This is a genomic window from Niastella yeongjuensis (assembly GCF_900110245.1).
Lineage (GTDB): Bacteria > Bacteroidota > Bacteroidia > Chitinophagales > Chitinophagaceae > Niastella > Niastella yeongjuensis.
Genome location: NZ_FOCZ01000010.1, coordinates 76,444 through 101,475 on the forward strand (window position 1 = coordinate 76,444; position 25,032 = coordinate 101,475).

A 25,032-nucleotide genomic window follows, 5' to 3' on the forward strand; every position below is an offset into this window, starting at 1 on the left:
AAGACCTAATAAAAAACATGAAAACAGCGCTCATCACAGGTGTTAATGGTCAGGACGGTGCGTACCTGGCGGAATTATTATTGGAAAAGGGATATATGGTCCATGGGGTAAAAAGGCGTTCCTCGCTGATCAATACCCATCGTATCGATCACCTGTACCAGGACCCACACGAAAAGGAAGTACGCTTTCGCCTGCATTATGGCGATATGACCGATAGCACGAACCTTATTCGCATTATTCAGGAAACACAACCTGACGAAATATATAACCTGGCGGCTATGAGCCACGTAAAGGTGAGCTTTGACACGCCTGAATATACTGCCAATGCCGATGGTATTGGTACCCTGCGGCTACTGGAAGCACTGAGAATTCTGGGGCTGGAAAAAAAGACGCGCATTTACCAGGCCTCTACTTCGGAATTGTATGGACTGGTACAGGAAGTACCACAGAAGGAAACAACGCCCTTCTATCCACGCAGTCCGTATGCAGTAGCCAAATTGTACGCCTACTGGATCACCGTTAATTACAGGGAAGCTTATGGCATGTATGCCTGCAATGGTATTTTATTCAACCATGAAAGTCCTCTCCGCGGTGAAACCTTTGTTACCCGTAAAATAACGCGGGCCGTAGCAGCTATTGCTTTGGGTTTGCAGGATTGCTTATACCTGGGTAACCTGAATGCCCAGCGCGATTGGGGCCATGCAAAAGATTATGTGGAAGCCATGTGGCGTATTCTGCAACAGGACAAGCCTGAAGATTTTGTAATTGCTACCGGTATTACTACCCCCGTACGGGATTTTGTTAGGATGGCATTTGCCGAACTGGGCATTATGGTTGAGTTTACCGGCGAAGGTATAAATGAAAGGGGCATAGTAGTTGCCTGTACCAATGACAGTTATCAAATCGGCATTGGTAAACAGGTAGTATCTGTAGATCCTGAATATTTCCGGCCTACGGAAGTGGAACTTTTGATCGGCGATGCTACCAAGGCAAGAACAAAGTTAGGTTGGGAACCCCAATACGACCTGCAAATGCTGGTAAAAGAAATGGTAGCCAATGATGTACTGGAATTTGAAAAGACCGGCAAAGTACAATTTGAACATCTGATCAGCTGACATCACCAAACATAATTTATGAAATCACTAGGGGTGGTATTAACCGCCGCCGCAATACTGGTATTTGTAGTTTTATTACTGCTCAGCAAGCAGCCGCGAAGAACATACCTGTTGTTTATGTTGTATGCGATGCCGCTGATAGATATGAAAATTACGCCCTATCCATTAGGCAGCTTAACCCTGTTCGACGGGCTTTCATATGCGATATTGTTTTTGCGGTACAAAGATTTCATGAGCATATTTAAACCAAACAGATTCTATTTTGGTGGTTTTTGTACGTTGATATTTCTTTTGATAATCGGCAGTCTGACTTCCTCCTTCGTCACCAATTCGCTGTTCACCCTGTTATCGGTATTCCCGGTATTTATTTACGGCCGCCTGATAATACTGGAGTGTATACATGATGAAAAGTTTTTCGATAAGCTGGTCAGGGCTTTACAAATTGCCTGTTTGATCTCGTTGGTCTTTTTGGCTGTGCAGCTGGTAGTGGGGCTGGAGTTCCGGCTTTATTCGGAATTGAACCAGAATACCCACGACAGCAACGGTACCCGGTACCCCAGTTATTTCCACGATTCACAGAAGTATGCGCAGTTCCTGGCTATGCTGAGCTTTTTGTTCCTGATAAACAGAAAGAACATCCGGCGGCCCGGATTGGTAAACCTGTTGCTTTTTTTGGCGGTGACTGCAGGTATGTTTTTAACCGGCGGCCGCTCGGCCTTTATAGGCTTGAGCGCCGGCGTGTTCTTCCTGTTGTTGTTTACCGGCATGCAATTTAAAAAGTACATCATTGCCGGTTGTATGGCGGGTGGTATAGCGATTGCTATTTTCTCACACTCGCTGGTGGTATTTAACCGGGATGATGATATCAATAACTCACTCGATTTCAGGACCAGCATTTGGAAAGAAGCCTATGGCATTTTCAAAGCAAATCCATATTTAGGTATTGGTATCGGTAATTACCAGGATTATGTAACTCTGTATGCGCAGGATCAATACCTGATACTGGAAGATGAGGTCATATTCCTGGACCAACCAGAGAACGGGTACCTCAAGATCCTGACTGAGTTTGGCGGCCCGGCATTTTTAATTGTATTCATTCTCATCATTGGCTCGGGAGTAGGGGCCATGCGGGCCTGGGTGAAAGGGCAAACGGATGCGCGGGTATTGTTAATTATAGCGCCTGTAATAAGCTGGCTTGTATCCTTTGTATCGTTGTATTCCATTACCGATAGAAGGAACCAGATTGTGCTGGTGAGCCTGTGTGCATTCCTGATCTATTTATCAAATCGCTCAAAAATTGTTAATGAACAAACTGATGAAGTTAGCGGGGAGCTTGTTTAAGTCGCGGTTAATAAAGAACAGCTTCTGGGGTATTGCGGCCAATGGCCTGCAAAGCATATTGCTGAGCCTGTTTTTTGTGATTATAGCGCGTAAATACACTACCAATGAATTTGCCTTTTTCTTAATAGCCAATACCATTTATCAGTTTCTCGCAGCTATCTCCACCATGGGGTTGGGACAGTGGTTCACCCGGGAGCTGGTTGATATAACCGACAAACAGGAACTGGTTAGCCGGTTTGTTAAAATACAATTATACAGTGGTGTTTTCTTTTATGTGCTCAGCATAGGGGTAGCCTTTCTATTGTACAGCGATCCGGTGCTGCAATACCTGATCGTTCTGCTGGGGGTGAACATCATTTTCGATAACATCATCTATGCCATCAAATCGTTGAACATTGCAGAGTTCAATCAGAACAAAACATTTATTATCCTTATCATCGATTCGGTGCTTAGGTTTGCGATCGGTTGCCTGCTGTTTCTTTTTCCATTTTCCATTATGACCTTATGCCTGTTGCTGATAGGGGTGCGGTTCATTACGCTCAATTTTTTCCTGGCCTTTGGTTCTTCAAAAACCATCAGCCTGCGGTCGTTATTACGTTATCCGCTGGCAAGGAGTGAGGTGAAAAAGATCGTATTTGCCAACTGGCCCTTTATTATCATTGGGAGTGTGTCCATTGCCTACTGGCGCATTTCCAACATCATTATCTCAAAAACGCTACCCCTGGCTGATGTGGCCAATTTTGAGATCTCGTTCCGGGTGTTTTCCATAGCACAGATCCTGCCGCTGATCGTATCCATGTCGGTTTTTCCGGCATTGGTGCAGCATCATAAAAATGGTACGGGGCAGGATTTCAGAAATTATTACAAGAAGGTATTCAACTATTACTTGCTGTTTGGCCTTTTTGCCTACACTTTTATTTATTCGTTTGCCGATGCCTTAATTCCCTGGGCATTTGGCAGTACCTACAATGGTACCGGCGTATTCACCAAAGAGATGTTCCTGACCATTTTGATCTTTCCTACTGCCTTGTTACAGGCGAACGTGCTGGTGGCTATGAATATGGAACGGGCCGATATGTGGTTCAATGTGGTTAGCCTGATCCTGAATGTAATCTTTTGTTTTACGGGATTCCTGTTCGCAAAAAATCTTACTACGGTAAACCTGGCCATCTTTTTCTCCTTCCTGATCTTTCATATTTGTCAGGATATATTACTGCTGCGAAGGGGGATGGTCACCATGGGACATGTACTCAAATTCTATTTACTCACCGGTTCCTTGGCAGGGATCTATGTATTGCTGTCAATGAAATTTCCACCGGTTGCATTATTCACCGGGTATTGGCTGTTGCTGGGACTGGCTTTTATAAAGTTACCGGTTTTTAATTTTCAGCTGTCGCCCAATACCAAACCAGAAAATAGTTTACCATGACAGTAGTGTATTACATGCAGGTTTCCTTTTTGGATATTTCCATTGAACTGATCAATGTGTTGAAGAAGCATGTACAGTTACATGTGTTGATAGAATTAACACCCCACGGCAAGAACCTGACCGTGCTGGAGATTGAGAAATTCCCGGAGAGAAAAACACTGGTTACGCCAGAAGAAATACTGACCAAACGATGTTATGAGAACCTGAAGCCCTATTTTAATGGAACGGCCAGCGTACATTTTGTGATGCATCCGCATAGAACGGGTTTCTCTTATAGTACGCTGCAGGCCTCGTTCGACACCTGGAAATACATCAAACAGTTTAAGCCGGATATCCTTCATTTTGAAACATTCGGCTTGCGCACCGTTGGCATGTTATTCTACCTGAAAGCATTCAGGAATGTATGTATCACCATTCACGATCCGGTACCGCATACCGGCGAGGATAGCTGGAAGGTAACGCTGCCCCGCACGTTCATGTTTGGCATGCCGGGTAAAAAGAAATACATGTTCTATTCTCAATTTGCCAAACAACAATTTGAAGAGCATTATAAAAAACAAAAGCAGCATAAAACAGTGTTGCAAATGAGCCCATACAGTTTTTTGAAAAATCTGGTAAAATCAAAAGATCAGGTACAGAAGAAATATATTCTTTTCTTTGGCCGCTTATCGCCTTACAAAGGCATCGATGATCTGTTAAATGCCATGCCGGCGGTATTCAGGGAGTTTCCCAATGAACACCTGGTCATTGCCGGTAAAACGGTTCACGGGTTTGACATAGATGGCGAGGTTACCAGCAAATACAGGGATAATATCACGATACTTGATAAACACATTCCCAATGAAGAGCTGGCCATGCTGATACAGGAAGCAAAATTTATTGTTTGCCCATATAAAGATGCTACACAAAGCGGCGTACTGATGACCGCGTTTGGATTGAATACCCCGGTGATCGCCACCAATGTGGGATCATTCCCCGAATTTATCAGGGAAAATGTGAATGGCTTACTGGTTCCACCCAATAACCCGGAAAAGCTGGCAGAAGGTATATGCTTTGCTTTACGTAACGACCATTATAAAGTACTTGCTCAAAACATTAATAGTACCCAGGCTGAGGAAATGTGGGAAGGAAATACCGAGATTTTACTAAAAGCATATGCATCGTAGTTGATCAGTTAATCAGTTGACGAGTTAACATGTTGACGGGTTAACAGGATTGACAAAGTTGATATGGAGGGCGGCCGACACTGCTTACCGCTTATAGCTTACAGCTGTTTTCAAACAACAATATTCTCATGAAGAAAGTATTATTAAGTGCGTATGCCTGTTCGCCTATTAGAGGAAGCGAACCTGGCAATGGTTGGAGCTGGGCGTTGAACCTGGCATTGCAAGGGTATGATGTATGGTGTTTAACCAATGTAGAAGACAGGGAAGCGACAGAAGAAGAATTGCGCAAATTGGGGTTGCCCAATCTGCACATTGTTTTTGTGGAACTGAAATTCAACCTCGATAAAAGATTGTTGAACGCTTCTTCCAAAACCATATATCTGCATTACTACCTGTGGCGCAAAAAAGCTGCCCGTATTGCCATGCAGTTACACCGGAAAATGCATTTCGATGTAGCGCATCACGTAACGTTTGGTAGTTTTCAGCAGGGTACTTTTTTATGGAAGCTGAAAGATACCCGCATCATCTTTGGCCCCGTAGGGGGCGGACAGGAAGCCCTGCCGGCGTTTAAAGAATATTTTGGAAAGGCCTGGCAAATTGAACAGATCCGCAGCCTGATCTCAAAACTGAGTATAAAGTTCAGTGCTAACTTAAAGAACACTGTTACCCGTTCAGATCATATTCTGGTAACCAACCAGGATACCGCCAATATTGTACAGAAGATAAAAACACAAGCCCCGCAAAACATTCACCTGATCCTGGATAATGCCATTCCGTTATCCATGCAGCACATGGAATACATTGACCGCAAACCGGGCAAACAGATCAACCTGCTGTGGGTGGGCAGAATGTTACCCCGTAAAGGTTTGAACCTGATCCTGCATGCGTTGTCGCTGGTGCCTGAAGACGTTGACTACACGTTTACGATTGTCGGCGGCGGCGAACAATACCAGTTTTTACAAGGCTGGATAGAACAATATGGGCTGGACCCGAAACGCCTGCGCATCCTGGGCCAGATCCCTTTTCATGAAGTGGTGCACCACTATGAGCAGGCAGATGTTTTTATTTTCTGCTCGCTGCGCGATTCCTGTCCGGCCCAGTTGAATGAAGCGATGGCTTTCGGGCTGCCGATAATCTGTCTCGATCTTCATGGTTCTTCGCTGGCGGTAAGCAGTGATTGCGGTATAAAGGTAAAACCTACAACAAAAGAAGAAACTGCACAGGGAATTGCCAAAGCAATCATCCGCTTGCATGAAGATACCGGGTTCAGAAAGGAATGCTCGGTAAATGCATACAACTATGCCAAGAGCAATACCTGGGAACGCAAAGTGCATTTAATAACCTCTCAATTCTACAATTAATGGCTCAACGGATCTTGGTGGGGGTGCCACCAAAACATCACGTTCTTTTATCACAGGATGAAATTGCAGGTTTCACCGACCTGGGATATTCCTGTAAACCTGTTACGTATGGCCGTAACGATGCAACTGCCGGCAAGATCAAAAAAGTATGGGGCACTGTGGGGAAAGCATTTAATGTGGTGAAAGAGCTCTATGCTTTTAAACCGCATATCTTATATCTCAACTCACGGTTTGAACCTGTTGGTTCTGTTCGTGATTTTATAACCATTCTCATCATCAGGCTCTTTTATTTCCACAATGTAAAAATTGTAATCAAGACCCATGGTTCGGATATCTCCATACTAGAACGGGAAGCGTTTTTTTACCGTCGGCTATTGATCCCCTTTTTGAGGAAACATGTGGTGGCATGGTTCTTTTTATCGAACGATGAGAAAGAGTTGGTGCGGAAATATGATCCCGAATTAGCACGGAAAGTATTTGTTACTGCCAATATAGTTGACCCCGGTCGTTCGGTAGCGTCACTGGCCTTCCGGGAAAAATATTCATTGGACGAAAACAAATTCAAAGTATTGTTTTGCGGCCGCATGGTGCGTGCGAAAGGGGTGTTCAGTTTGTTGGAGAGCATTCCGTTGCTTTCGTGTAAGGACGATTGTCAGATCGTTTTTGTGGGCGATGGGCCCGACATGGCAGCGTTGAAGAAAAGAGCGGAGGAGTTGAACATAACTGCCTATACACGTTTCCCGGGTTTTGTTCCCGATCATGAATGTGATCATTTTTACGCCAATGCCGATATGCTTGCATTCCCTACCTATGACAGTGAAGGATTTCCCATGGCGTTGTTTAAATCGGTTGCAGCCGGTTTGCCGGTGATCACTTCCTGCATCAGGGCCGCCAAAGATCATTTATCAGAACCCGATAATGTGTTGTGGGTAGATGGCCAGTCGGCAGAAAGTGTAGCAAAAGCAATCGATACGTTATACGATAACCATGCATTACGAAATGCCATGTCACAAAACAACCGGATAATCGCAAAGAAGTTTACCCGGCTGGAAGTATGTGCCGGCATGCACGAAGTAATGATGTCGCTTAGTCATTCCTGACTAAATGTTGATGACCGACCACTTAGTTAAAACAAACCCTGTAAATAATCAATATGTCGATTATAAATGTAATCAGGCAAATGCGAGACCTTTTGCTGCGCAAAGTGCTGTACCGGCGCTATGATATAGCAGAAGGGTTCCATGCCGGTTTACGGGTGCGTATCTGGGGAAGGCAAAAAGTTGTGATTGGGCGTAACTTCTATATTGGCAGGGATTCCTTTATTGAAGCGGATGTAGTAATTGGCAATAATGTAATGTTCGGCAACAGGGTGGCCATTATAGGACGCTACGATCATCATTATCAAAAGCCAGGAGTACCTATTCGCCTGGCAGAACAGATCAGGGATCCTGCATATAATTGGAAAGGGCTCGGTATGGTCACCGTCATCGAAGATGATGTGTGGATCGGATACGGGTCTACGGTACTGTGTGGTGTGAACATTGGGGAAGGAAGCATTATTGGCGCCGGTTCGCTGGTAACAAAAGATGTGGAGCCCTATTCCATTTATGCAGGCGTTCCTGCCCGAAAAGTAAGAAGCCGTTTTGACGATCCCCTCGACTTACAAACCCACCTTAAACTGGTTCAGTCCAAATATTACGGCAAACTGTAAAATTCATCCCCAAAATACTTATTGGTATGGAAAGGAAAAGTATTATCAACTTTGGTATTACAACGGGCAACTATTCTTCTTTCGTAAGCAACATTGTTACGATGGCGCATCACAAAGAAAGCGCCAATGTATGCGTAGCCAATGTGCACATGTTCATTGAAGCCTACAAAGACAAATCATTCAACAACATCATCAACGATGCTACCATGGTAACACCCGATGGCAAACCGCTTACCTGGGTGTTGAACTATGTTTATGGCATCAGGCAGGATCGGGTAGCCGGTATGGACCTGTTACCAGACCTGTTACAACAAATGATGTTGAAAAGGCTGCCGGCTTTCTTTTATGGTGGTACGCCTGCCTTGCTGGAAAAAACGGAACACTACTTACGATATGCATTTCCTTATTTGCCCATTGCCGGTATGTACAGTCCGCCCTTCAGACCAGCGACACCGGAAGAGGAGAACCAGCTGGTGGAGCGGATCAATAACTCGGGCGCTGCCGTAGTACTGGTGATCCTCGGTTGTCCCAAACAGGAACGATGGATGGCATCGATGAAAGGCCGGATCAATGCCGTGATGATTGGCGTAGGAGGGGCCCTGCCTGTAATGGTAGGCATGCAAAAACGCGCACCATCCTGGTTGCAGGGCATGGGGCTTGAATGGTTGTACCGGTTGATGCAGGAACCAAGACGGTTGTTTAAACGGTATGTTGTTACTAATTCCCTGTTTATATACTTATTCTTCAAGAAGATCTTTAAGGTACATGGGGTGAGGAAGTTGACAAGTTGAGCAGTTGACAAGTTGAGCAGTTGACAAGTTAACCAGTTGACAAGTTAACCAGTTAACCAGGAGTGTATTTCTCTCTGCCTTCTGCCCTCTGCCTTCTGCCCTTCTGCCCTTCTGCCCTTCTGCCCTTTGCCTTCACCTTCACCATTATCAATAACTAGCGTGTATGAATAGCAGATTTTTGCGCCATTTACAGCTGACCTTACTGGCAATGGACCTGGTGGCCATTAATATGGTTTTCTTTATAGCCCGGTTCTTTTTCAGAAGGGAAATGCTGATAGAGGCGTATGTAGAGTATACCTATTTTGGGGTTTACCTAACCGTAGCCTGGCTGATAGTTGCCTTCTCGAACAACGTATACCATGAGCGCAATATATTTACCTTTGAATTGTTTGCCGGGCGATCGACCCGGGCCTTTTTGTACTTCCTGCTCATGATCTGTGCGTTTTTGTTCTTCTCCCATTGGTTTATTATCTCCCGGTTGTTTATTGCAGTGATCATTTGCGGAACTCCTTTACTGCTTACCTGTAACCGGTTTTTATACCTGGCCGTTTATCATTATTTTAAAAAGAAAGATTCCTTTTCACATAAAGTGGTGGTGCTGGGATACAACGATCTGTCGAGACGACTGGTTGATTACCTCGAAGAAGACGGTGTGAATAAAGAAGTAGTTGGTTATTGCGAAGAAGTGGAAAACATCCATGAGTTGTCACGGTATCCTATTCTGGGGAGTATCAATAAAGCACTGGACGTATGTAAAGATTATGGAGCTACAGAAATATATTCAACCATAGTGCCGGAACAAAATCCGGGTATCTACCGGCTGATCAAAAAAGCCGATCAAAACTGTATCCGTTTCCGCATAGTGCCCGATATTGGGGCCCTGGTAAAACGGCAGGTGTATATCGATTACCTGAATGAGATCCCGGTATTGTCGTTACGAAAAGAACCGTTGGATGACCTGGGCAACAAGATCAGAAAACGCATATTTGATATTTTAGTGAGTGGCCTTGTTACCATCTTCATTCTTTCCTGGCTGATCCCCCTTATTGGGTTGTTGATAAAACTGGAATCGAAAGGACCCATTTTCTTCAGACAACAACGCAGCGGACAGGATAATAAATCTTTCTGGTGTTTTAAGTTCAGAAGTATGCAGGTGAATGACAATGCGAACACCATGCAGGCAACCCGTAACGATGCCCGCATTACCAAGCTGGGGCAGTTCCTGCGGCGTACCAGCCTGGATGAGTTTCCGCAATTTTTGAATGTGCTGATGGGCGATATGAGTATTGTAGGACCACGTCCGCACATGTTGAAGCATACCGCAGACTACTCAAAGATCATCGATGAATATATGATCCGTCAGTTTCTGAAACCCGGTATTACCGGCTGGGCGCAGGTGAACGGGTTCAGAGGTGAAACAAAAACACTCGATCAAATGCAAAAGCGGGTTGAGTACGATCTGTGGTATATGGAGAACTGGAGTTTGTGGCTGGATATGAAGATCATGTTCCTGACCGTATTTAACACTATAAAAGGCGAAGAGAATGCATTCTAAGACAGAGATAACGAAAGTAGAAAGAAGTGAAGGGGCGGGTAAGATATTTTTGTTTATCGCCTTGCTTATTATAACCGGATTATTTTGTGAATGGCCCAATTTTCACCCCGAGCATTATTTCGGCGCCGAATATCATTGGTGGCTCGATATGATCTTTCACGGGGGGTATTATTTTGTGATCACCATTCTGTTGTATATTATTTTCTGCCGTGGCCGCCATAAAGGCGTGTTCTGGATAGCGGTATTTTTATCTTCCGGCCTTTTTGAAATATGCCAATCCTTTGTTCCCGGAAGGTCAGTATCCCTGCTGGATATGACCAGTAATTTCCTGGGCATTACGCTTGCTACGCTGATCTGTTCCTTATTTTACAGATCATGATCCCGCCATATATCTTGTTGTTTTCCTACGAAAAATCAAATTATCCGGATGATGCGACCAAGGATCTTATTCATTGTTCAACTTCCGCCTCCTATTCATGGTGTAACCATAATGAACCAACATACGGTTGATAATCCTAATTGGAAATCGAAGTATGATGTAAAAACTTTACCGCTGCATTTTGGCCAAACATTGGGCGACATTGGCAAAATAACCCCATTGAAAATGGTGCATATGGTGGGGTTTTTGTTCAGGCTTTGCGGTATTCTCATTAGCTTCCGGCCATCCCTGGTATATTTTACCATTGTGCCTACGGGAAAAATATTTTACCGGGACGCATTGATCACCTCGCTGATCAAATTGTTTCGTCGCCGTATTGTTTTTCATTTGCACAAAAGAGGCATTGAAGAGATGGCCGCCGGTTCCCGCCACAAACGGTGGCTGTTAAAGAAAACATTCCGCAATACAAAGGTGATCTGCCTGTCGAAAAAACTGACGGCAGACATTCGTACGGTATATAAACCGGAGCCCTTTGTGCTGCTCAATGGCATCGAGGTCGTAAATAAAAAGATCATTGAACGTGATCCGGCCGCGCCCCGCATCTTATACCTTTCCAACCTGGTAATAAATAAAGGCATAGAAGTGTTTCTGCAAAGTCTGGTTGAATTGCATAAACAGGGCTGTGCATTTCATGCCAGTGTAGTGGGCGCGCCGGTTGATTATACGCTCGATGATGCAAATGCATTTTGTGAACGGGCTGGTATTGCGCACCTGGTTGAGATTACGGGACCTAAGTTCGGCGCCGATAAATTCAACGAACTGGCCAGGGCCGATATTTTCGTATTGCCGTCCTTTAGCGAATGTGTGCCGCTGACGATCCTGGAGGCCATGCAGTTCGGATTACCGGTGGTGGCCACCAGCGTAGGCGGTATTCCCGATATTCTACAGGATGGCGTAAACGGACTACTGGTGCAACCGGGCAATATAAAAGAATTAACCGGCCGGCTGCAGCATTTATTAGTAAATAAAACAGCACGTATACAAATGGGCTATAGCGCCCGGGAACGTTTTATGCAGCGTTACACCCTCGCAAAGTTTTATGAAGGGCTGACGGATATCTTTGAGCAGTCATTGCACGATAAACACCGGTAGCAGGAAAGATATTTATTCGTTATTTTAGTGTCGGTAATAAAATACCTGCACATATGAAATTATACAAAACGGCCAAAGGAATACTGTTACAGTTTAAAGAGGAATATTATGTATTGCAGCAGGAATGGGATAAACTGATCAATCGCGATAATTTGTATGCCTGCCTGCTGGGCGAATATTTGAATGGAAAGAAAATCACCAGCGCGGAAGCGGCCGAGTGGCAGCGTGAGCTGTTACCTCCCATTGGCTCGCAGGAAGTATGGGCGGCCGGTGTTACCTATTTACGCAGCCGGGATGCGCGGATGGAAGAATCAAAAGATACCGGCGGAGCCGATTGTTATTCCCGGGTATATGAAGCCGAACGTCCCGAATTATTCTTTAAAGCATTGCCACACCGGGTAGTGGGTCATGAGCAAACGGTGTTCATCCGTAAAGATTCTACCTGGAATGTGCCCGAGCCGGAACTGGCATTGTATATCAATGCGGCTGGTGTTATTCAGGGTTATACCATTGGCAACGATATGAGCTCAAGAAGCATAGAGGGAGAAAATCCGCTGTACCTGCCGCAGGCCAAGGTTTACGAAAAAAGCGCGGGTTTAGGACCTTGTCTGTATGTGCCCGAACAACCGATCTCCGCGGAAACAGGCATCTATATGACCATTCATCGCAATGAGGTAAAAATGTACGAAGGCAGTACCACGGTAAGCCGCATGAAACGGATGTTGCCCGAGCTGGTTGCTTACCTGTACAAAGAATGCGATTTTGAACCCGGTTGTTTCCTGATGACCGGCACCTGCCTGGTGCCGCCTACCGATTTTACGTTACAACCCAACGACCGCGTTACCATCAGCATCGATGGTATTGGCACCATGGTGAATAGGGTGGATGTAAAAGAGAATTAACGCAAACAGAAATACCAGATCCACAACATATACACGGGTTGGAAGAACAGCCTCGAAACGTTGTACCAGTTAGGTTTTGCCCGTGCCACGTATATGTTGGCCGGAAATACGGCTATTAGCAATAATAACAGTCCGTAAGCTGCCCAGGTACGGGTAGCTGCGAACAATACCAGGATCCCCAGGATAATTTCTGCCGCCCCGCTGACATAGTTCATCGCACGCCGGTATGGCCAGCGGGGCGGTATCATTGCTTCCAGTTTTTCGCGTTTGGCAAAATGGCTGGTACCTACCAGTACAAACATGATGGTAAGGGCAAAGGCGCCTTTGTCGTTTAAAGCGGGTAACCAACTGCCACCCGATAACAGGCTGATCAAAAAGCCAATACCAAAGAAGGAAATAAGTCCGATTAAGAATGCCATAACATTTAGGATTGTCTCCACAAAATTGCTATGGTTAACCCACAAAACCATTAACCAGAGGCAAAAAGCAACTCCGTTTTCTTAACATGGGTTAATGTTTTTGCGCCAGCTTATTTCGTATGCGGCTGAGACTGGGGGCCTGAATGCCGAGGTAGGAGGCAATGTAGTGTTGTGGCAACCGTTCCAGGATATGTGGTTGCGTATCCAGTAATTCCATATATCTTTCTTCGGCAGTTTTTAGCAACAGTGATTTGTACGAGTTCATGGCCACCAGGTAAACATATTCCGCAATAAGGCGGCCAAACCGTTCATAGTGCGCGCCCAATTTGTACAGTTGCTGCATGTTGTCGTACGACAGGCAGAATACCTCACTATCTTCCAACGCTTGTACATTGTTCATGGCTGGTTTTTGGGTTAGAAAGCTTTCATAGTCGCCCAGCCATTGTCCCTCGAACATAAAATGACCGGTTTGTTCCCGTTCCCGGTACGTAAAAAACATTCTAAAGGCGCCTTTGGTTACCACGCCCATCTCATGCGCCACCTGTCCCTCCTTCACAAAAAAATCATGTTTTGCAATCGTCCTTTGTTCCAGCTTGCTGATAAATAATACCATTTCCTCTTCGGTAATGGAAGGCATTATTTTTTGCAATGATTGTTTGATGGTTGCGAACATTCATGTAAGATAAGTTATTGGGTTCCGAGTTCCAAGTTCTGGCCTTTTAGTTCTGAGTTCTTAGTTTTTGTTTTGATTGCTTCGACCACAGGAAGGCCGCGTCGCTGCCTACTGCCTACTGCCTTTCGTCTCTGCCCTCTGCCTTCTGCCCAATGGAAGATACTTACGGAACTTAATGGCAAGGAACGACCAGGCGGCAATTAATAATGCTGCTATCATAATGATAAATTAAGTGATTAAAAGAAGGAGAATGGCTAAAGGGTAACAACGAGGCGTTGTCCATTGGGAACTTCAACGTCCCACAGGGTGGCGAGATTACTGATTGGTACGGTAACGGTATCTGCCTTCAACTTTCCTTTTGCTGCGAGTTTGAACGCTTCGGGCATTATATCACTGAAGAACTGACCAACCTGGGATTTTGTCCAGGCGCCCAGTCCTGACCCGGTTAGTTGCAGATCAACACTGCGCAGGACGGCGGCAGATAACTGTAGGCTGTCACCCGACATGCTGCCCACTGATACAAACCGTATTTTGTTGCTAAAAATACCTTTGCCCTTGATGCAGGAAAGGATCAATTCTGCGCTGTGCCCCCACAGGTAATCTACAATTATATCGATGGGTGTTTGGGCGTGAATGTCTGACAATTGTTTTTTGAAACTGTCATCATCCTGGGTTATGGAAATAATTTCATCGGCGCCCAGGAGCACCAGGTCCTTTAACGAATCGGGGTTTCTACCGGTAACGATCACTTTTTTAGCGCCCAGGCATTTGGCTATTTGTACAGCTACCCGGCCGGTAAAACCGGTAGCGCCATTGATCAGCACGATATCGCCCCGTTGAATCTCAGCTTTGAATTTCAGTCCCATGGCGGCGCCAATAACGGCATTGGGCAAGGCGGCTGCCAGGGCATCGTCAACACCGTCAGGTATGTGTACAATCCTGTCGCGGTCAATAATGGCTTTTTCTGCCATCATACCGGTTTCACCTATGGCATATACCCGCTTGCCATTGGGTAACAGGCAAACGCCATCGCTCCCGATAATACGGCCATCTTCCTGTGTACCATCACTTGAATAATGTTGGCCCGTTGCCCGGCTTCTGTCGATATGTTTAATGGCTACTGCCTTAACAGTCACCAGCAATTCATCTCTGTGCCCGGCAACCGGCTCGGGGTAATTCAGGTTTTCGGTAATTGATCCGTTTGGATAGGCTATCACTGCTTTCATATTGATTTGTTTTTGATAGCACAAAATTAGCGCAGCGCAAAGCCCTTGAACGATAACATATGTTATCAAGTTTTAGAAATGGGATTTCCCTTTGGCCAGTTTGCTTTTTATGCGGCTCAGGTGAACCGTACTAACTCCCAGGTAAGAAGCAATGTAATGCTGGGGCACCCGTTGAACGATCTTGGGTTTTTTCTTCAGCAGGTTCTGGTAACGTTGTTCGGGTGTATCGCGGATAAAGGAAACAAACTCATTCATATAATGGGCTTGCCGCTGGGCGCTCATTTGCAGCACCATTTGCGCAAAGTTGGGTTCCCGGCTCAGTTCCTCTACCAGTTGTAACACATATTTCTTTGGCAGCATATAAAGGATCGATGGCTCGATGGTCTCGATGGAGATCACGCTGGGGGTGTTGTTGACAAAACTTTCAAACGATGCCAGTCCTTCCTGTTCAAAAAAGAATTGCACGGTTTTATCGTTCCCGTCTTTATTTAGAAATGCCCGTAAACAACCTTTCTCGATAAAGATATATTGCTGTGATCGCCTGCCTTCCGCTAACAACAAGGTTTTGGCGGGCACTTCCTGTCGTTTTTGAAAAGGCAGGTACTTGTCCCAATAGGCGTTTAATTGCGGGAATTTTTGTCTGAAATGGAAAAACATAATTGGTTCAAAAGATAGCCAATTTCCCGATTTTCTTCGTATATTCGGATAGATACAATTCATCCAATGACCAATCTTGCTCCATACACTGCTTGTTGTTGTTGCTGTTGTAAGCAAAAGAAGGTTATTATGGTGGAGGGTAGCACTACTTAGGTTATGTAATATTTTATATATACATGAAACGACTCCACCGACCGTGGGGTCTTTTTTTTATTTAAAACCTTTTCTATGCCGGACATGCCAGGCATGACAATCGATCACCAGCTGATGCGGCAGGTACATTTGCTGGGCGTACAAATTGGCCATACGCCATTGCACCGCATTACCAGGCTGTTTAATAAACCTGGGGTGACCATTTATGCCAAAAAGGAATGGGAACAATTATCGGGTAGTGTAAAAGCAAGGGCCGGTTATGCCATTTTTAAAGCAGCTATTGAAAGCGGCGACCTTAACAAACAAAAAGTATTGCTCGATGCTACCAGCGGCAACACCGGTATTGCCTATGCCACCATTGGCAGCCGGTTAGGGATTGGCGTTACTTTGTGTTTACCGGAAAACGCTTCCCCTGAAAGAAAAGAGATCTTAAAGTCCCTTGGTGCCGAAATCATTTACACCTGCCGTTTTGAAGGTACCGATGGTGCGCAGCAGGTGGCTAAAGCCCTGGCCGATGTGCAACCTGGTACCTATTTCTATGCCGATCAGTACAGGAACGACAACAACTGGAAAGCACATTATTATTCCACCGCCCTGGAAATATTTAATGAACAGCCGGGCATCACTCATTTTGTTGCCGGGTTGGGCACTACCGGCACCTTTACCGGTACTGGCCGGCGATTGAAAGAACTGGACCCGGACATTCACCTGACGTCATTACAGCCCGATAATCCCCTGCACGGGCTGGAAGGGTGGAAACACCTGGAAACCGCCATTGTGCCCGGCATTTACGACAATACGCTGGCTGACGACAACCTGGAAGTTGGTACCGAAGAAGCCTGGGAAATGATCAAAGCTGCTTTTCATTATGAACGGTTGCTGTTGAGTCCGTCTTCTGCGGCGAACCTGGCAGGTGCAATCAGGGTGGCCGAAAAACTCGATCGCGGGATAGTGGTAACGGTTCTGCCCGACAATGCCGACAAATACAAAGACCTCATCAAAAAACTATTATAACATGATCATACTGGAAAACGACGTACAAAAAGTAATTGTGGATGATGCCGTACAGGCCTTCCCCAATGAATGTTGTGGTTTTGTTTTTGGCCATGAAGACAGCAATGGCCGCCGCCACATCACACAGGCACGTACTGTAACCAATGCCAAAGAGGGCGACCAACGCCGCCGGTTCGAAATTGCGCCCCAGGATTATATAAACGCGGAGAATTATGCAGAAGAGCAACAGATTGAATTGCTGGGCATCTATCATTCGCATCCCAATCATCCGGCGATACCATCGGAACACGACCGGGCAGCGGCACAACCCTTCTTCTCGTATTTGATCATTTCTGTGAATGACAAGGAACCGGGACCTATTCGCTCGTGGCGGCTAAATGATGATATGCAATTTGAAGAAGAGAATAATCATTTGCTGGCAATGTAGAAAGGCAGAGGGCAGAAGGCAGAGGGCAGAGAAGAAAGGCAGAGGGCAGAGAAGAAAGGCAGAGGGCAGAGAAGAAAGGCAGAGGGCAGAGAAGAAAGGCAGAGGGCAATGGGCAGTAGGCAATAGGCCGCGACGCGGTAACATAGAACTCAGAACCAGAAACATCTTTTATTAAAAAATAAATAAACATTAATCAACTTATGGCAACAATTATTATCCCGACTCCATTACGAAAATTTACGAACAATACCGCTAAACTGAATGTTCAGGCAGATACCATTGCCCAAACAGTGGATGAGCTGACAGGTAACTTTCCTGACCTTAAAAAGCACCTGCTGGATGATAACGGACAGATCCGTTCATTTGTAAATATTTTTGTGGGAAATGACGACATTCGTGATCTGCAGCAGGGAGATACACGCGTAAAACAGGATTCTGTGATCAGTATTGTGCCGGCGATTGCGGGGGGTAGGCAGTAATGAAAGGGAGAGGGCCCTCCTACGCCAAGGCTTCGGCGGGCGAGGCGGGGAAATTTGTAAGTTTTTAAGTTATTGAGTTTGTAAGCTAATAAACCAAAGCACTATGAGTACACAAGTGACATTCTCAAAAGAAGAATTAGCCAGATATAACCGTCACATAATAATTCCTGAATTCGGATTAGCGGCTCAACAAAAACTAAAAGCTGCCAAAGTGCTGGTAGTAGGTTCCGGCGGGTTGGGAAGTCCGGTGTTATTGTACCTGGCGGCTGCCGGTATTGGCACCATAGGGATTGTTGATTTTGACGTGGTAGACGACAGCAACCTGCAACGCCAGGTATTGTTCGGCGTAAATGAAATAGGCAAACCAAAAGTAGAAGCCGCCAAAGCGAGGCTGCAGGCATTGAATCCGCATATTGAATTGGTGTTGTACAATACCCAGCTCACTTCACAAAACGCACTGGATATTATAAAAGATTACGACGTAGTGGCCGATGGTACCGATAATTTTCCCACCCGCTACCTGGTAAATGATGCCTGTGTATTATTGGGTAAGCCTAATATCTATGCTTCCATTTTCCAGTTTGAAGGACAGGTATCGGTATTCAACTACACCCATGCCAACGGTGAGCTGGGACCGAATTACCGCGATCTGTATCCAACCCCGCCACCACCGGGATTAGTGCCCAGTTGTGCCGAAGGCGGCGTTTTAGGGGTATTACCTGGCATCATTGGAAGTTTGCAGGCGCTGGAAGTGATCAAGGTGATCACCGGGGTAGGGGAACCACTGGCCGGACGCTTCTATATTTTTGATGCCCTGAATTTCGAAAGCCGCACGTTTAACATCTCCCGCCGTGACGACAATCCATTGAATGGAAAAAATCCCGGTATTACCACGTTGATAGATTATGAACAATTCTGTGGGGTAAAAGCAGTAGAAAAACCGGTAAAGGAAATTACCCCTGCAGAATTATATGAGCTGCAGGTGAAGGGTGAGCCCTTTCAACTCATCGATGTGCGTGAGCCGCATGAGTTCGACATTGTAAATATCGGCGCCGAACTGATACCATTGGCCACTGTTGCCGAACAGGCTGATAAGTTCCATAAAGACATTCCCGTGATCGTTCACTGCAAAATGGGTGGCCGCAGCGCCAAAGCCATCCGGGAACTGGAAGAAAAGTTCGGGTTCACTAATTTGTACAACCTGAAAGGGGGCATACTCGCTTATATCGATGAAGTGAAGCCGGAATTGACGAGATACTAGTTGATAGCGTTGATAGGGTTGACAAAGTTGATAGAGGGCAAGCTAATAGTTATTAGGTTCGTAGGTTTTTAGGTTCTTAGGTAGCTTAAAACTCAATAACCCAAGAACCCAATAACTTCAATAACCTAAGAACTCAATAACCTAAAAACTTACAAACCCGGCTTTCAACTTTCAACTTTAAACTTTCAACTTAAAACTAAGGAGCCGGATCTGCCTTCCGTTTCATTTTCGCCAAAAACTTCCTCCTGATCACAATCTCCGTAGCCGGAATATTTTCCATTTTGCTTTCAAGCCAGCTGATGATATCCAGGTAAGCAAAGGCCCGGGTTTCGAACCGGTTGGCCTGTAATTGCTTTAACTGTTCCAGCAGTTTGGCAAACTCGGGTTTTAACTGGCGGGGCGACAAATGGAACGTACGCCGTAAAAAGCGAAAGATCTCTTCTTCCACCACACTGAGGTTGCCCATTTTGGCCATAAAGCGGTAAACCGATTTGAACAGGTATTCCAGCAACTGAAAATTACCTAGTTCGTAATGGGCTATTAAATGCAGCAGGCGGCTATAGCACTGCAGATCGGTACGCAGGTCAACCTTCCAGTTGATGATCTTATTCAGGTAATCGATGGCTTTTTCGTAGTGCCCGCTGCCAAAATACAGGGATGCGAATTTGTAATAGAAAACAAGTATGCGGTGGCGATCGAGATAGATCTCGTATTCCTGTAGCTTTTCTTCGATATAAGGTACCAGTTTCAACCCTTCAGAGAACGTGCCCTCCATAAAGTGCATGTTGATCTTGCTCACATGGAGGTATACAAAAGTCTGGATGCGGTTATTGTGGTTGTTGATCACCAGGTCGCTGTTGCAAAAGGTTTCGAATTTCTCGAGGGACTCTTTCAACTTGGTATGGTTCTGCAGATCGAAGTGGGCACCCATGAGGTTGTGCATGCCTTTGATAAAGTGGGCCGTTTCCACTTCTATCATAAATGGTTCTTTTTCAAACAATTCCACCCATTTTTGGGTGCTTCGGTAGTATTGCAGAAAGTCCTGGCGAATAAAGGCGTACCAGCAATAGCTTTGGTACAGGTACAGGCGTTCGTAAAAGCCTTTGGCTTCATCGGCCCCTTTGGGGAAATGCTGGGCGAAGAACTGCTGGATCTCCTTTTCATCATTTTCATCGCGGGCATGGCCGTTCTTTATATACCAGCTATAGAGCAGCAGTGATAAATTGCTCAGTTTGCTTACCATTACCAGGCGGCGATTGGTTTCATCTACCTCGCCTGTCAGCTGCTCGGCACGGTCGGTCATACTGCGCGTAATGTGCAGGGCCTCGATCTTTTTCTCAAAAAACAGTACCTGCAACAAGTAGGTGATCTGGTTATTGGTGCGGGCCAGCTCCTTCATGCGGTCCAGCATCTTGAGGCTTTGGAGATATAATCCTTTGTTGTACAGGATGCGGGCATGGTCCATCATTTCGTGCAGCTGAATATCGATGTTGTTCTCATTTTTAATGAGGCGCAGGCTGCTCAGGATCTGCTTGTATAAATGGGCCTTTATATTCGATAACTGTTGCTTTTTCAGATCTTTATACTTACTCAACAGCAAATTTTCGTCGTAAGTGTCCATTTTATCCAGGGCGTCAAAAAGCTGCACAATTTTCAGGTTCTCACTGGATGAATTTCTTTGTACATACAGCTTGAAATTGCGTTTTTCCGATTTCTCCAGCGATTTCACCAGCTGGAATAAGGCGTCTGTGGAACGGTTGGGCATCGTAATCAAAAGTCATTAAAGTCCTTGACCCTCAGGGGTTTTGGACGGGTTCAACCTATTTAAATAGTGTAAATTAAGTACAAATTTGGTTTTTGAAGTTACTTAATCAGGAATAATTTCGGTTCAGCAGGTTGTTATTCTCTTTAATAGCAAGCAACACAAAATCAAACAGCCTGCTTTTTTTAAATAAAATCCTACTTTATAGAGTCACCTATGCCAAAGAACAAAGTCTATATTTTCGACACAACATTGCGCGACGGCGAACAAGTGCCAGGCTGTAAATTAAATACCAAGGAGAAGATAGAGATTGCTTTGGCCCTTGAAGAATTGGGTGTAGATATCATTGAAGCTGGTTTTCCCATTTCCTCACCCGGCGATTTCAAAAGTGTGAGTGAAATTGGATCAGTGATCAAGAACGCAGTCATATGTGGTTTAAGCCGGGCTGTGCAGAAAGACATCGAGGTAGCAGCCGAAGCTTTAAAGACAGCTAAAAGGCCTCGTATTCACACGGGGATCGGAACATCCGATTTCCATATTAAATCGAAATTCAACTCAACCCGTGAAGAGATCCTGGAACGCGCTAAACAAGCCGTTAAATGGGCTCGGAACTATACCAATGATGTTGAATTTTATGCCGAAGATGCTGGCCGTACCGAAAATGAGTACCTGGCCCGCGTGGTAGAAGCAGTGATCGCTGCCGGCGCCACCACAGTTAATATTCCTGATACAACAGGGTATTGCCTGCCGCATCAGTATGGCGAAAAGATCGCTTACCTGATCAACAATGTACCAAATATCGACAAGGCAGTAATCAGCTGTCATTGTCACAACGATCTGGGACTGGCTACCGCAAACTCAATTGCCGGTGCAATGAATGGAGCCCGTCAGATCGAGTGTACGATAAATGGTTTAGGTGAAAGAGCCGGAAACACCTCACTGGAAGAAGTGGTTATGGTTATCCAGCAGCACCAAAGCCTCGGTTTTTATACCGATATCAAAACACAACAACTGAACCCATTGAGCAGACTGGTTTCCGATACTATGCGGATGCCCGTTCAACCGAATAAAGCTATTGTAGGCGCCAATGCATTCTCTCATTCATCTGGCATTCACCAGGATGGATTTTTGAAAGATGCACAAACCTATGAGATCATTAACCCCGAACAAGTAGGGGCAGATGGAAGTAAGATCGTATTAACAGCGCGCAGCGGCCGAAGCGCTTTGGCTCATCGTTTTCATAAACTGGGATTCATGTTCAACCGCAATGATATTGATGTGTTGTACGAACAGTTTTTGAAAGTAGCAGACAGGAAAAAAGAAGTAGAAGATGAGGATCTGAAGGTATTGGCAAATCAATACCAGGCCGCCACAGTGTAGTGAGCAGTATTTTCTCATAATCATGTAGTTTTTGTTACGCGTGGTGCGTCTGCACCACGCTTTTTCTCAAAACCAACCAGCCCTATTACTAATAAAAGTTTTTTATCGCGCCTGATGGTGCAACCATTGATTGAAAAAATAACCATGAAAGTTATGTTTCATTACAAACGGTTGGCACTGGTTAGGCTATAGGTGTATGAAAGAATGCGGGGATTTGATAACCGTATTTTGAAACTCCGTTTTATGGAAAAAAAGATTGTTGTTATAGAAGGTGATGGCATAGGGCCTGAAGTAACCCGGCAGGCGGTAAAAGTATTGAATGCCATTGCCGAGCAATTTGGTCATGAGTTCCACTACCAGTATTGCTTAATGGGTGCCGATGCCATAGATAAAACCGGCAACCCGCTGCCCGATGAAACGATTGAAGCCTGCCTGAACAGCGATGGAATATTATTTGGCGCTATCGGCCATCCAAAATACGATAACGATCCTTCCGCCAAAGTACGCCCCGAACAGGGCCTGCTGAAACTGCGGAAAAGCTTACAATTGTTTGCCAACATTCGACCTGTAACTACGTACCCCTCACTTCAACACTTATCTCCTTTAAAAGCACAGCAATTAGAAGGAGTTGATTTTATAATCTTCAGAGAACTGACCGGCGGCATTTATTTTGGGAAGAAGGAATTAAGTGAAGATGGGACCCGGGCTGCTGACGATTGCGTATATACGCGTACGGAAATTGAACGCATTGCGCACCTGGCATTTCAGTATGCCAAACAGCGCCGCAAGAAATTAACGCTGGTTGATAAAGCCAATGTGCTGGAAACATCGCGCTTATGGCGCAAAGTAGTACAGGAAATAGCAACCCAGTACGCTGAGGTGAAAGTCGATTTCCTGTTTGTTGATAATGCTGCCATGCAAATCATCCTGAACCCGAAACAGTTTGATGTAATACTTACAGAAAATATGTTCGGCGATATCATCAGTGATGAAGCCAGCGTGATCAGCGGTTCCTTAGGTTTATTACCCTCCGCATCGATCGGGGCCGGAGTAGCACTGTTTGAACCCATCCATGGTTCCTATCCGCAGGCAGCCGGTAAAGACATCGCCAACCCGCTGGGATGTATTCTGTCTGCCGCCATGTTGCTCGACCATTTGGGACTGGCTAAAGAAGCTGAGGCAGTAAGGCTTGGAGTAGAATGGACGCTGGTAAATGGTTTTGTAACAAAAGATATTGATCCGATTAATTTTTATTTCACGTCAACCATTGGTGAACTGGTTAGTGATTTTGTAGCGAACCGGATACCAGGTGGGGTGAATAAGGCCAATATAGAATTGAGGAAATCAACGATCATTTAGCTGGTAAACAGCTGGTGATTGATGAGATGAAGAAGTAGAAGGTAGGAGATAAGAGGTAAGAAATTTGAAGGAAGACTGTGCTTGCAGAAAAATCATACTTCGTACTTCATACGTCTTACTTCTGCAAATCAGGGCCGGAAAAACAAAAATTTAGAAAAAAGCTCTTTATAATTCAAAACGGCGGGTGTATATTTGTTCCACACGAATTCCTCTATGCAAAAAAGCAGCTTTAATAACATCATCTCTGTGGTTACTGCAATAATAATTATTGTGGTGGTGGTGGTTATTCCTGCAATTCATGGAGGTGGTGCTTAACGTATACTAAAAATCAGCATAAAGACCCGCCTCCAACGAGGCGGGTCTTTTTTTTGACCTTACTCTAAATAAAACAGACATGGCTTACTATCACGATAATACGATCATTTACCTCAATGGCACTTTTGTAAAAGCGGCCGAGGCTACTACTGACTATTACAGTCAGTCACTTCATTATGGTTATGCCGTTTTTGAAGGCATCAGATCGTACAAAACAACCAACGGGGAAACAAAGATCTTTAAGGCAAAAGAACACTACGACCGGTTGAAGAACTCAGCCGTCGCATTGAACATGCCTTATAGCTGGGATACTGATGAACTGATTGAAGCCACGTACGAGGTACTGGCAAAAAACAACCTGCAGAATGCTTACATCCGGCCAGTTGTATACGCACCGGCCAATATGAGCTTCAATCCTAACAACGAATCATATATTATGATCGCTGCCTGGGAAATGGGTTTGTTCCTGGGAGAAAAATTACTCCGCGTAATGACCTCATCGTTTCAACGTCCCAACCCCAAAGGTTTTCGTATTGAAGCCAAAGCAAGCGGTCACTATGTGAACTCGATACTGGCCAGCCAGGAAGCAAAAGCAAAAGGTTTTGATGAAGCCCTGTTGACTGATATGAATGATTATGTAGCAGAAGGTCCGGGCGCCAATGTATTTTTTGAAAAGAATGGTAAACTGGTTACTCCGCCCACAGGAAATATCTTACCCGGAATAACACGGGCTACGGTAATGGAGATCTGTGCAGAAATGAACATTCCCGTTGAAGAACGCCTGTTCACTACCGATGAATTGAAACAGGCCGATGCTGCTTTCTTTTGCGGTACTGCAGCAGAAGTGATCGGCTGGCAATCGCTTGATGAAGCCCTATTCCCCAAAAACTGGAACGATACGCTGGGAAGAAAAATTCAACTGGCATACAAAGAGCGCGTGACCGAAGCAACGATGATTCAGACAAAATAATAAGTAAATCCAATTTTAATAGTTTTTAGACAGGT

General features: G+C 45.2%; 25 protein-coding genes. 19 read left to right on the plus strand and 6 right to left on the minus strand.

Going from position 1 to position 25,032, the window contains the following annotated elements:
- The first annotated feature begins 17 nt into the window (after nucleotides 1–17).
- The 12 genes from gmd (at nucleotide 18) to BMX95_RS24290 (ending at nucleotide 12,902) form a co-directional block, all read left to right on the plus strand.
- Nucleotides 18–1,115: a GDP-mannose 4,6-dehydratase gene (gene gmd, locus BMX95_RS24235; protein WP_081197236.1), complete on the plus strand. Its 1,098-nt coding sequence runs from the start codon at nucleotides 18–20 to the stop codon at nucleotides 1,113–1,115.
- A gap of 18 nt (nucleotides 1,116–1,133) precedes the next feature.
- On the plus strand, nucleotides 1,134–2,456 hold the full coding sequence (locus tag BMX95_RS24240) for an O-antigen ligase family protein (protein WP_081197235.1): 1,323 nt from the start codon (nucleotides 1,134–1,136) through the stop codon (nucleotides 2,454–2,456).
- Entirely contained in the window at nucleotides 2,419–3,885 is a 1,467-nt protein-coding gene (locus tag BMX95_RS24245) for an oligosaccharide flippase family protein (protein ID WP_081197234.1), read from the plus strand. The genes BMX95_RS24240 and BMX95_RS24245 overlap by 38 nt, the downstream gene beginning before the upstream one ends.
- Nucleotides 3,882–5,051: a glycosyltransferase family 4 protein gene (locus BMX95_RS24250; protein ID WP_081197233.1), complete on the plus strand. Its 1,170-nt coding sequence runs from the start codon at nucleotides 3,882–3,884 to the stop codon at nucleotides 5,049–5,051. The genes BMX95_RS24245 and BMX95_RS24250 overlap by 4 nt, the downstream gene beginning before the upstream one ends.
- Nucleotides 5,052–5,179: 128 nt before the next feature.
- On the plus strand, nucleotides 5,180–6,412 hold the full coding sequence (locus tag BMX95_RS24255; RefSeq protein ID WP_081197232.1) for a glycosyltransferase family 4 protein: 1,233 nt from the start codon (nucleotides 5,180–5,182) through the stop codon (nucleotides 6,410–6,412).
- Complete coding sequence (locus tag BMX95_RS24260; protein WP_165758788.1) at nucleotides 6,412–7,512, plus strand: glycosyltransferase family 4 protein; 1,101 nt, start codon at nucleotides 6,412–6,414, stop codon at nucleotides 7,510–7,512. The genes BMX95_RS24255 and BMX95_RS24260 overlap by 1 nt, the downstream gene beginning before the upstream one ends.
- Before the next feature lie 80 nt (nucleotides 7,513–7,592).
- Nucleotides 7,593–8,123 carry an acyltransferase gene (locus tag BMX95_RS24265; RefSeq protein ID WP_244898123.1) on the plus strand — a complete coding sequence of 177 codons (531 nt, stop codon included), beginning with the start codon at nucleotides 7,593–7,595 and terminating at the stop codon, nucleotides 8,121–8,123.
- 26 nt (nucleotides 8,124–8,149) lie between these two features.
- Nucleotides 8,150–8,914, plus strand: coding sequence for a WecB/TagA/CpsF family glycosyltransferase (locus BMX95_RS24270; protein WP_081197229.1), 765 nt, complete (start codon nucleotides 8,150–8,152; stop codon nucleotides 8,912–8,914).
- A gap of 163 nt (nucleotides 8,915–9,077) precedes the next feature.
- The gene (locus BMX95_RS24275; protein WP_081197228.1) at nucleotides 9,078–10,469 is read left to right on the plus strand and encodes an undecaprenyl-phosphate glucose phosphotransferase; all 1,392 of its coding nucleotides are present in this window, start codon (nucleotides 9,078–9,080) and stop codon (nucleotides 10,467–10,469) included.
- Nucleotides 10,459–10,848, plus strand: a complete 390-nt coding sequence (locus tag BMX95_RS24280; protein ID WP_081197227.1) for a VanZ family protein — start codon at nucleotides 10,459–10,461, stop codon at nucleotides 10,846–10,848. The genes BMX95_RS24275 and BMX95_RS24280 overlap by 11 nt, the downstream gene beginning before the upstream one ends.
- Before the next feature lie 48 nt (nucleotides 10,849–10,896).
- A complete protein-coding gene (locus BMX95_RS24285) occupies nucleotides 10,897–12,000 on the plus strand; it encodes a glycosyltransferase family 4 protein (RefSeq protein ID WP_081197226.1) in 1,104 nt (367 codons plus the stop codon).
- 53 nt (nucleotides 12,001–12,053) lie between these two features.
- Nucleotides 12,054–12,902 (plus strand): fumarylacetoacetate hydrolase family protein, encoded by an 849-nt coding sequence (locus BMX95_RS24290; protein ID WP_081197225.1) that lies wholly within the window; start codon nucleotides 12,054–12,056, stop codon nucleotides 12,900–12,902.
- Here the strand turns inward: BMX95_RS24290 and BMX95_RS24295 are convergent.
- The 4 genes from BMX95_RS24295 to BMX95_RS24310 all read right to left on the minus strand — a co-directional run bounded on the left by BMX95_RS24295 (nucleotide 12,899) and on the right by BMX95_RS24310 (nucleotide 15,877).
- Complete coding sequence (locus BMX95_RS24295; RefSeq protein WP_081197224.1) at nucleotides 12,899–13,321, minus strand: DoxX family protein; 423 nt, start codon at nucleotides 13,319–13,321, stop codon at nucleotides 12,899–12,901. The two genes, BMX95_RS24290 and BMX95_RS24295, sit on opposite strands and share 4 nt — an antisense overlap.
- Before the next feature lie 91 nt (nucleotides 13,322–13,412).
- Nucleotides 13,413–13,994, minus strand: a complete 582-nt coding sequence (locus BMX95_RS24300; RefSeq protein ID WP_081197223.1) for a Crp/Fnr family transcriptional regulator — start codon at nucleotides 13,992–13,994, stop codon at nucleotides 13,413–13,415.
- A gap of 254 nt (nucleotides 13,995–14,248) precedes the next feature.
- Nucleotides 14,249–15,220: a quinone oxidoreductase family protein gene (locus tag BMX95_RS24305; protein WP_081197222.1), complete on the minus strand. Its 972-nt coding sequence runs from the start codon at nucleotides 15,218–15,220 to the stop codon at nucleotides 14,249–14,251.
- A gap of 72 nt (nucleotides 15,221–15,292) precedes the next feature.
- Nucleotides 15,293–15,877, minus strand: a complete 585-nt coding sequence (locus tag BMX95_RS24310) for a Crp/Fnr family transcriptional regulator (RefSeq protein ID WP_081197221.1) — start codon at nucleotides 15,875–15,877, stop codon at nucleotides 15,293–15,295.
- A 228-nt stretch (nucleotides 15,878–16,105) separates the two neighbouring features.
- On the opposite strand from BMX95_RS24310, the gene BMX95_RS24315 reads away from it, so the two are divergent.
- The 4 genes from BMX95_RS24315 to moeB all read left to right on the plus strand — a co-directional run bounded on the left by BMX95_RS24315 (nucleotide 16,106) and on the right by moeB (nucleotide 19,211).
- Nucleotides 16,106–17,044 (plus strand): PLP-dependent cysteine synthase family protein, encoded by a 939-nt coding sequence (locus tag BMX95_RS24315; protein WP_207631456.1) that lies wholly within the window; start codon nucleotides 16,106–16,108, stop codon nucleotides 17,042–17,044.
- 1 nt (nucleotide 17,045) lies between these two features.
- Nucleotides 17,046–17,471 carry a M67 family metallopeptidase gene (locus BMX95_RS24320; protein ID WP_081197220.1) on the plus strand — a complete coding sequence of 142 codons (426 nt, stop codon included), beginning with the start codon at nucleotides 17,046–17,048 and terminating at the stop codon, nucleotides 17,469–17,471.
- Between the two features lie 200 nt (nucleotides 17,472–17,671).
- A complete protein-coding gene (locus BMX95_RS24325) occupies nucleotides 17,672–17,950 on the plus strand; it encodes a MoaD/ThiS family protein (RefSeq protein WP_081197219.1) in 279 nt (92 codons plus the stop codon).
- Nucleotides 17,951–18,053: 103 nt separating this feature from the next.
- Nucleotides 18,054–19,211, plus strand: coding sequence for a molybdopterin-synthase adenylyltransferase MoeB (moeB, locus tag BMX95_RS24330; RefSeq protein WP_081197218.1), 1,158 nt, complete (start codon nucleotides 18,054–18,056; stop codon nucleotides 19,209–19,211).
- Between the two features lie 196 nt (nucleotides 19,212–19,407).
- Here moeB and BMX95_RS24335 read toward each other — a convergent pair whose 3' ends face one another.
- Nucleotides 19,408–20,976 (minus strand): hypothetical protein, encoded by a 1,569-nt coding sequence (locus tag BMX95_RS24335; protein ID WP_081197217.1) that lies wholly within the window; start codon nucleotides 20,974–20,976, stop codon nucleotides 19,408–19,410.
- Between the two features lie 213 nt (nucleotides 20,977–21,189).
- Between BMX95_RS24335 and BMX95_RS24340 the strand changes: the two genes are divergently transcribed.
- A complete protein-coding gene (locus BMX95_RS24340) occupies nucleotides 21,190–22,353 on the plus strand; it encodes a 2-isopropylmalate synthase (protein ID WP_081197216.1) in 1,164 nt (387 codons plus the stop codon).
- A 20-nt stretch (nucleotides 22,354–22,373) separates the two neighbouring features.
- Here BMX95_RS24340 and BMX95_RS35700 read toward each other — a convergent pair whose 3' ends face one another.
- Nucleotides 22,374–22,499, minus strand: a complete 126-nt coding sequence (locus BMX95_RS35700) for a hypothetical protein (protein ID WP_262493522.1) — start codon at nucleotides 22,497–22,499, stop codon at nucleotides 22,374–22,376.
- Between the two features lie 97 nt (nucleotides 22,500–22,596).
- Between BMX95_RS35700 and leuB the strand changes: the two genes are divergently transcribed.
- Complete coding sequence (gene leuB / locus BMX95_RS24345; protein WP_081197308.1) at nucleotides 22,597–23,712, plus strand: 3-isopropylmalate dehydrogenase; 1,116 nt, start codon at nucleotides 22,597–22,599, stop codon at nucleotides 23,710–23,712.
- A 394-nt stretch (nucleotides 23,713–24,106) separates the two neighbouring features.
- Nucleotides 24,107–24,997, plus strand: coding sequence for a branched-chain amino acid transaminase (locus BMX95_RS24350; protein ID WP_081197215.1), 891 nt, complete (start codon nucleotides 24,107–24,109; stop codon nucleotides 24,995–24,997).
- The last annotated feature ends 35 nt before the right edge of the window (nucleotides 24,998–25,032 follow it).

Bases quoted from the DNA above. Each gene is read 5' to 3' on its own strand.
- moeB (WP_081197218.1), top strand. From the start codon at position 18,054: ATGAGTACACAAGTGACATTCTCAAAAGAAGAATTAGCCAGATATAAC.
- BMX95_RS24320 (WP_081197220.1), top strand. From the start codon at position 17,046: ATGATCATACTGGAAAACGACGTACAAAAAGTAATTGTGGATGATGCC.
- BMX95_RS24275 (WP_081197228.1), top strand. From the start codon at position 9,078: ATGAATAGCAGATTTTTGCGCCATTTACAGCTGACCTTACTGGCAATG.
- BMX95_RS24335 (WP_081197217.1), bottom strand. From the start codon at position 20,976: ATGCCCAACCGTTCCACAGACGCCTTATTCCAGCTGGTGAAATCGCTG.
- BMX95_RS24295 (WP_081197224.1), bottom strand. From the start codon at position 13,321: ATGGCATTCTTAATCGGACTTATTTCCTTCTTTGGTATTGGCTTTTTG.
- BMX95_RS24280 (WP_081197227.1), top strand. From the start codon at position 10,459: ATGCATTCTAAGACAGAGATAACGAAAGTAGAAAGAAGTGAAGGGGCG.
- BMX95_RS24310 (WP_081197221.1), bottom strand. From the start codon at position 15,877: ATGTTTTTCCATTTCAGACAAAAATTCCCGCAATTAAACGCCTATTGG.
- BMX95_RS24240 (WP_081197235.1), top strand. From the start codon at position 1,134: ATGAAATCACTAGGGGTGGTATTAACCGCCGCCGCAATACTGGTATTT.
- BMX95_RS24255 (WP_081197232.1), top strand. From the start codon at position 5,180: ATGAAGAAAGTATTATTAAGTGCGTATGCCTGTTCGCCTATTAGAGGA.
- BMX95_RS24265 (WP_244898123.1), top strand. From the start codon at position 7,593: ATGCGAGACCTTTTGCTGCGCAAAGTGCTGTACCGGCGCTATGATATA.
- gmd (WP_081197236.1), top strand. From the start codon at position 18: ATGAAAACAGCGCTCATCACAGGTGTTAATGGTCAGGACGGTGCGTAC.
- BMX95_RS24350 (WP_081197215.1), top strand. From the start codon at position 24,107: ATGGCTTACTATCACGATAATACGATCATTTACCTCAATGGCACTTTT.
- BMX95_RS24290 (WP_081197225.1), top strand. From the start codon at position 12,054: ATGAAATTATACAAAACGGCCAAAGGAATACTGTTACAGTTTAAAGAG.
- BMX95_RS24250 (WP_081197233.1), top strand. From the start codon at position 3,882: ATGACAGTAGTGTATTACATGCAGGTTTCCTTTTTGGATATTTCCATT.
- BMX95_RS24315 (WP_207631456.1), top strand. From the start codon at position 16,106: ATGCCGGACATGCCAGGCATGACAATCGATCACCAGCTGATGCGGCAG.
- BMX95_RS24270 (WP_081197229.1), top strand. From the start codon at position 8,150: ATGGAAAGGAAAAGTATTATCAACTTTGGTATTACAACGGGCAACTAT.
- BMX95_RS24245 (WP_081197234.1), top strand. From the start codon at position 2,419: ATGAACAAACTGATGAAGTTAGCGGGGAGCTTGTTTAAGTCGCGGTTA.
- BMX95_RS24260 (WP_165758788.1), top strand. From the start codon at position 6,412: ATGGCTCAACGGATCTTGGTGGGGGTGCCACCAAAACATCACGTTCTT.
- BMX95_RS24300 (WP_081197223.1), bottom strand. From the start codon at position 13,994: ATGTTCGCAACCATCAAACAATCATTGCAAAAAATAATGCCTTCCATT.
- BMX95_RS24340 (WP_081197216.1), top strand. From the start codon at position 21,190: ATGCCAAAGAACAAAGTCTATATTTTCGACACAACATTGCGCGACGGC.
- BMX95_RS24305 (WP_081197222.1), bottom strand. From the start codon at position 15,220: ATGAAAGCAGTGATAGCCTATCCAAACGGATCAATTACCGAAAACCTG.
- BMX95_RS24325 (WP_081197219.1), top strand. From the start codon at position 17,672: ATGGCAACAATTATTATCCCGACTCCATTACGAAAATTTACGAACAAT.
- BMX95_RS24285 (WP_081197226.1), top strand. From the start codon at position 10,897: ATGATGCGACCAAGGATCTTATTCATTGTTCAACTTCCGCCTCCTATT.
- BMX95_RS35700 (WP_262493522.1), bottom strand. From the start codon at position 22,499: ATGGTTATTTTTTCAATCAATGGTTGCACCATCAGGCGCGATAAAAAA.
- leuB (WP_081197308.1), top strand. From the start codon at position 22,597: ATGGAAAAAAAGATTGTTGTTATAGAAGGTGATGGCATAGGGCCTGAA.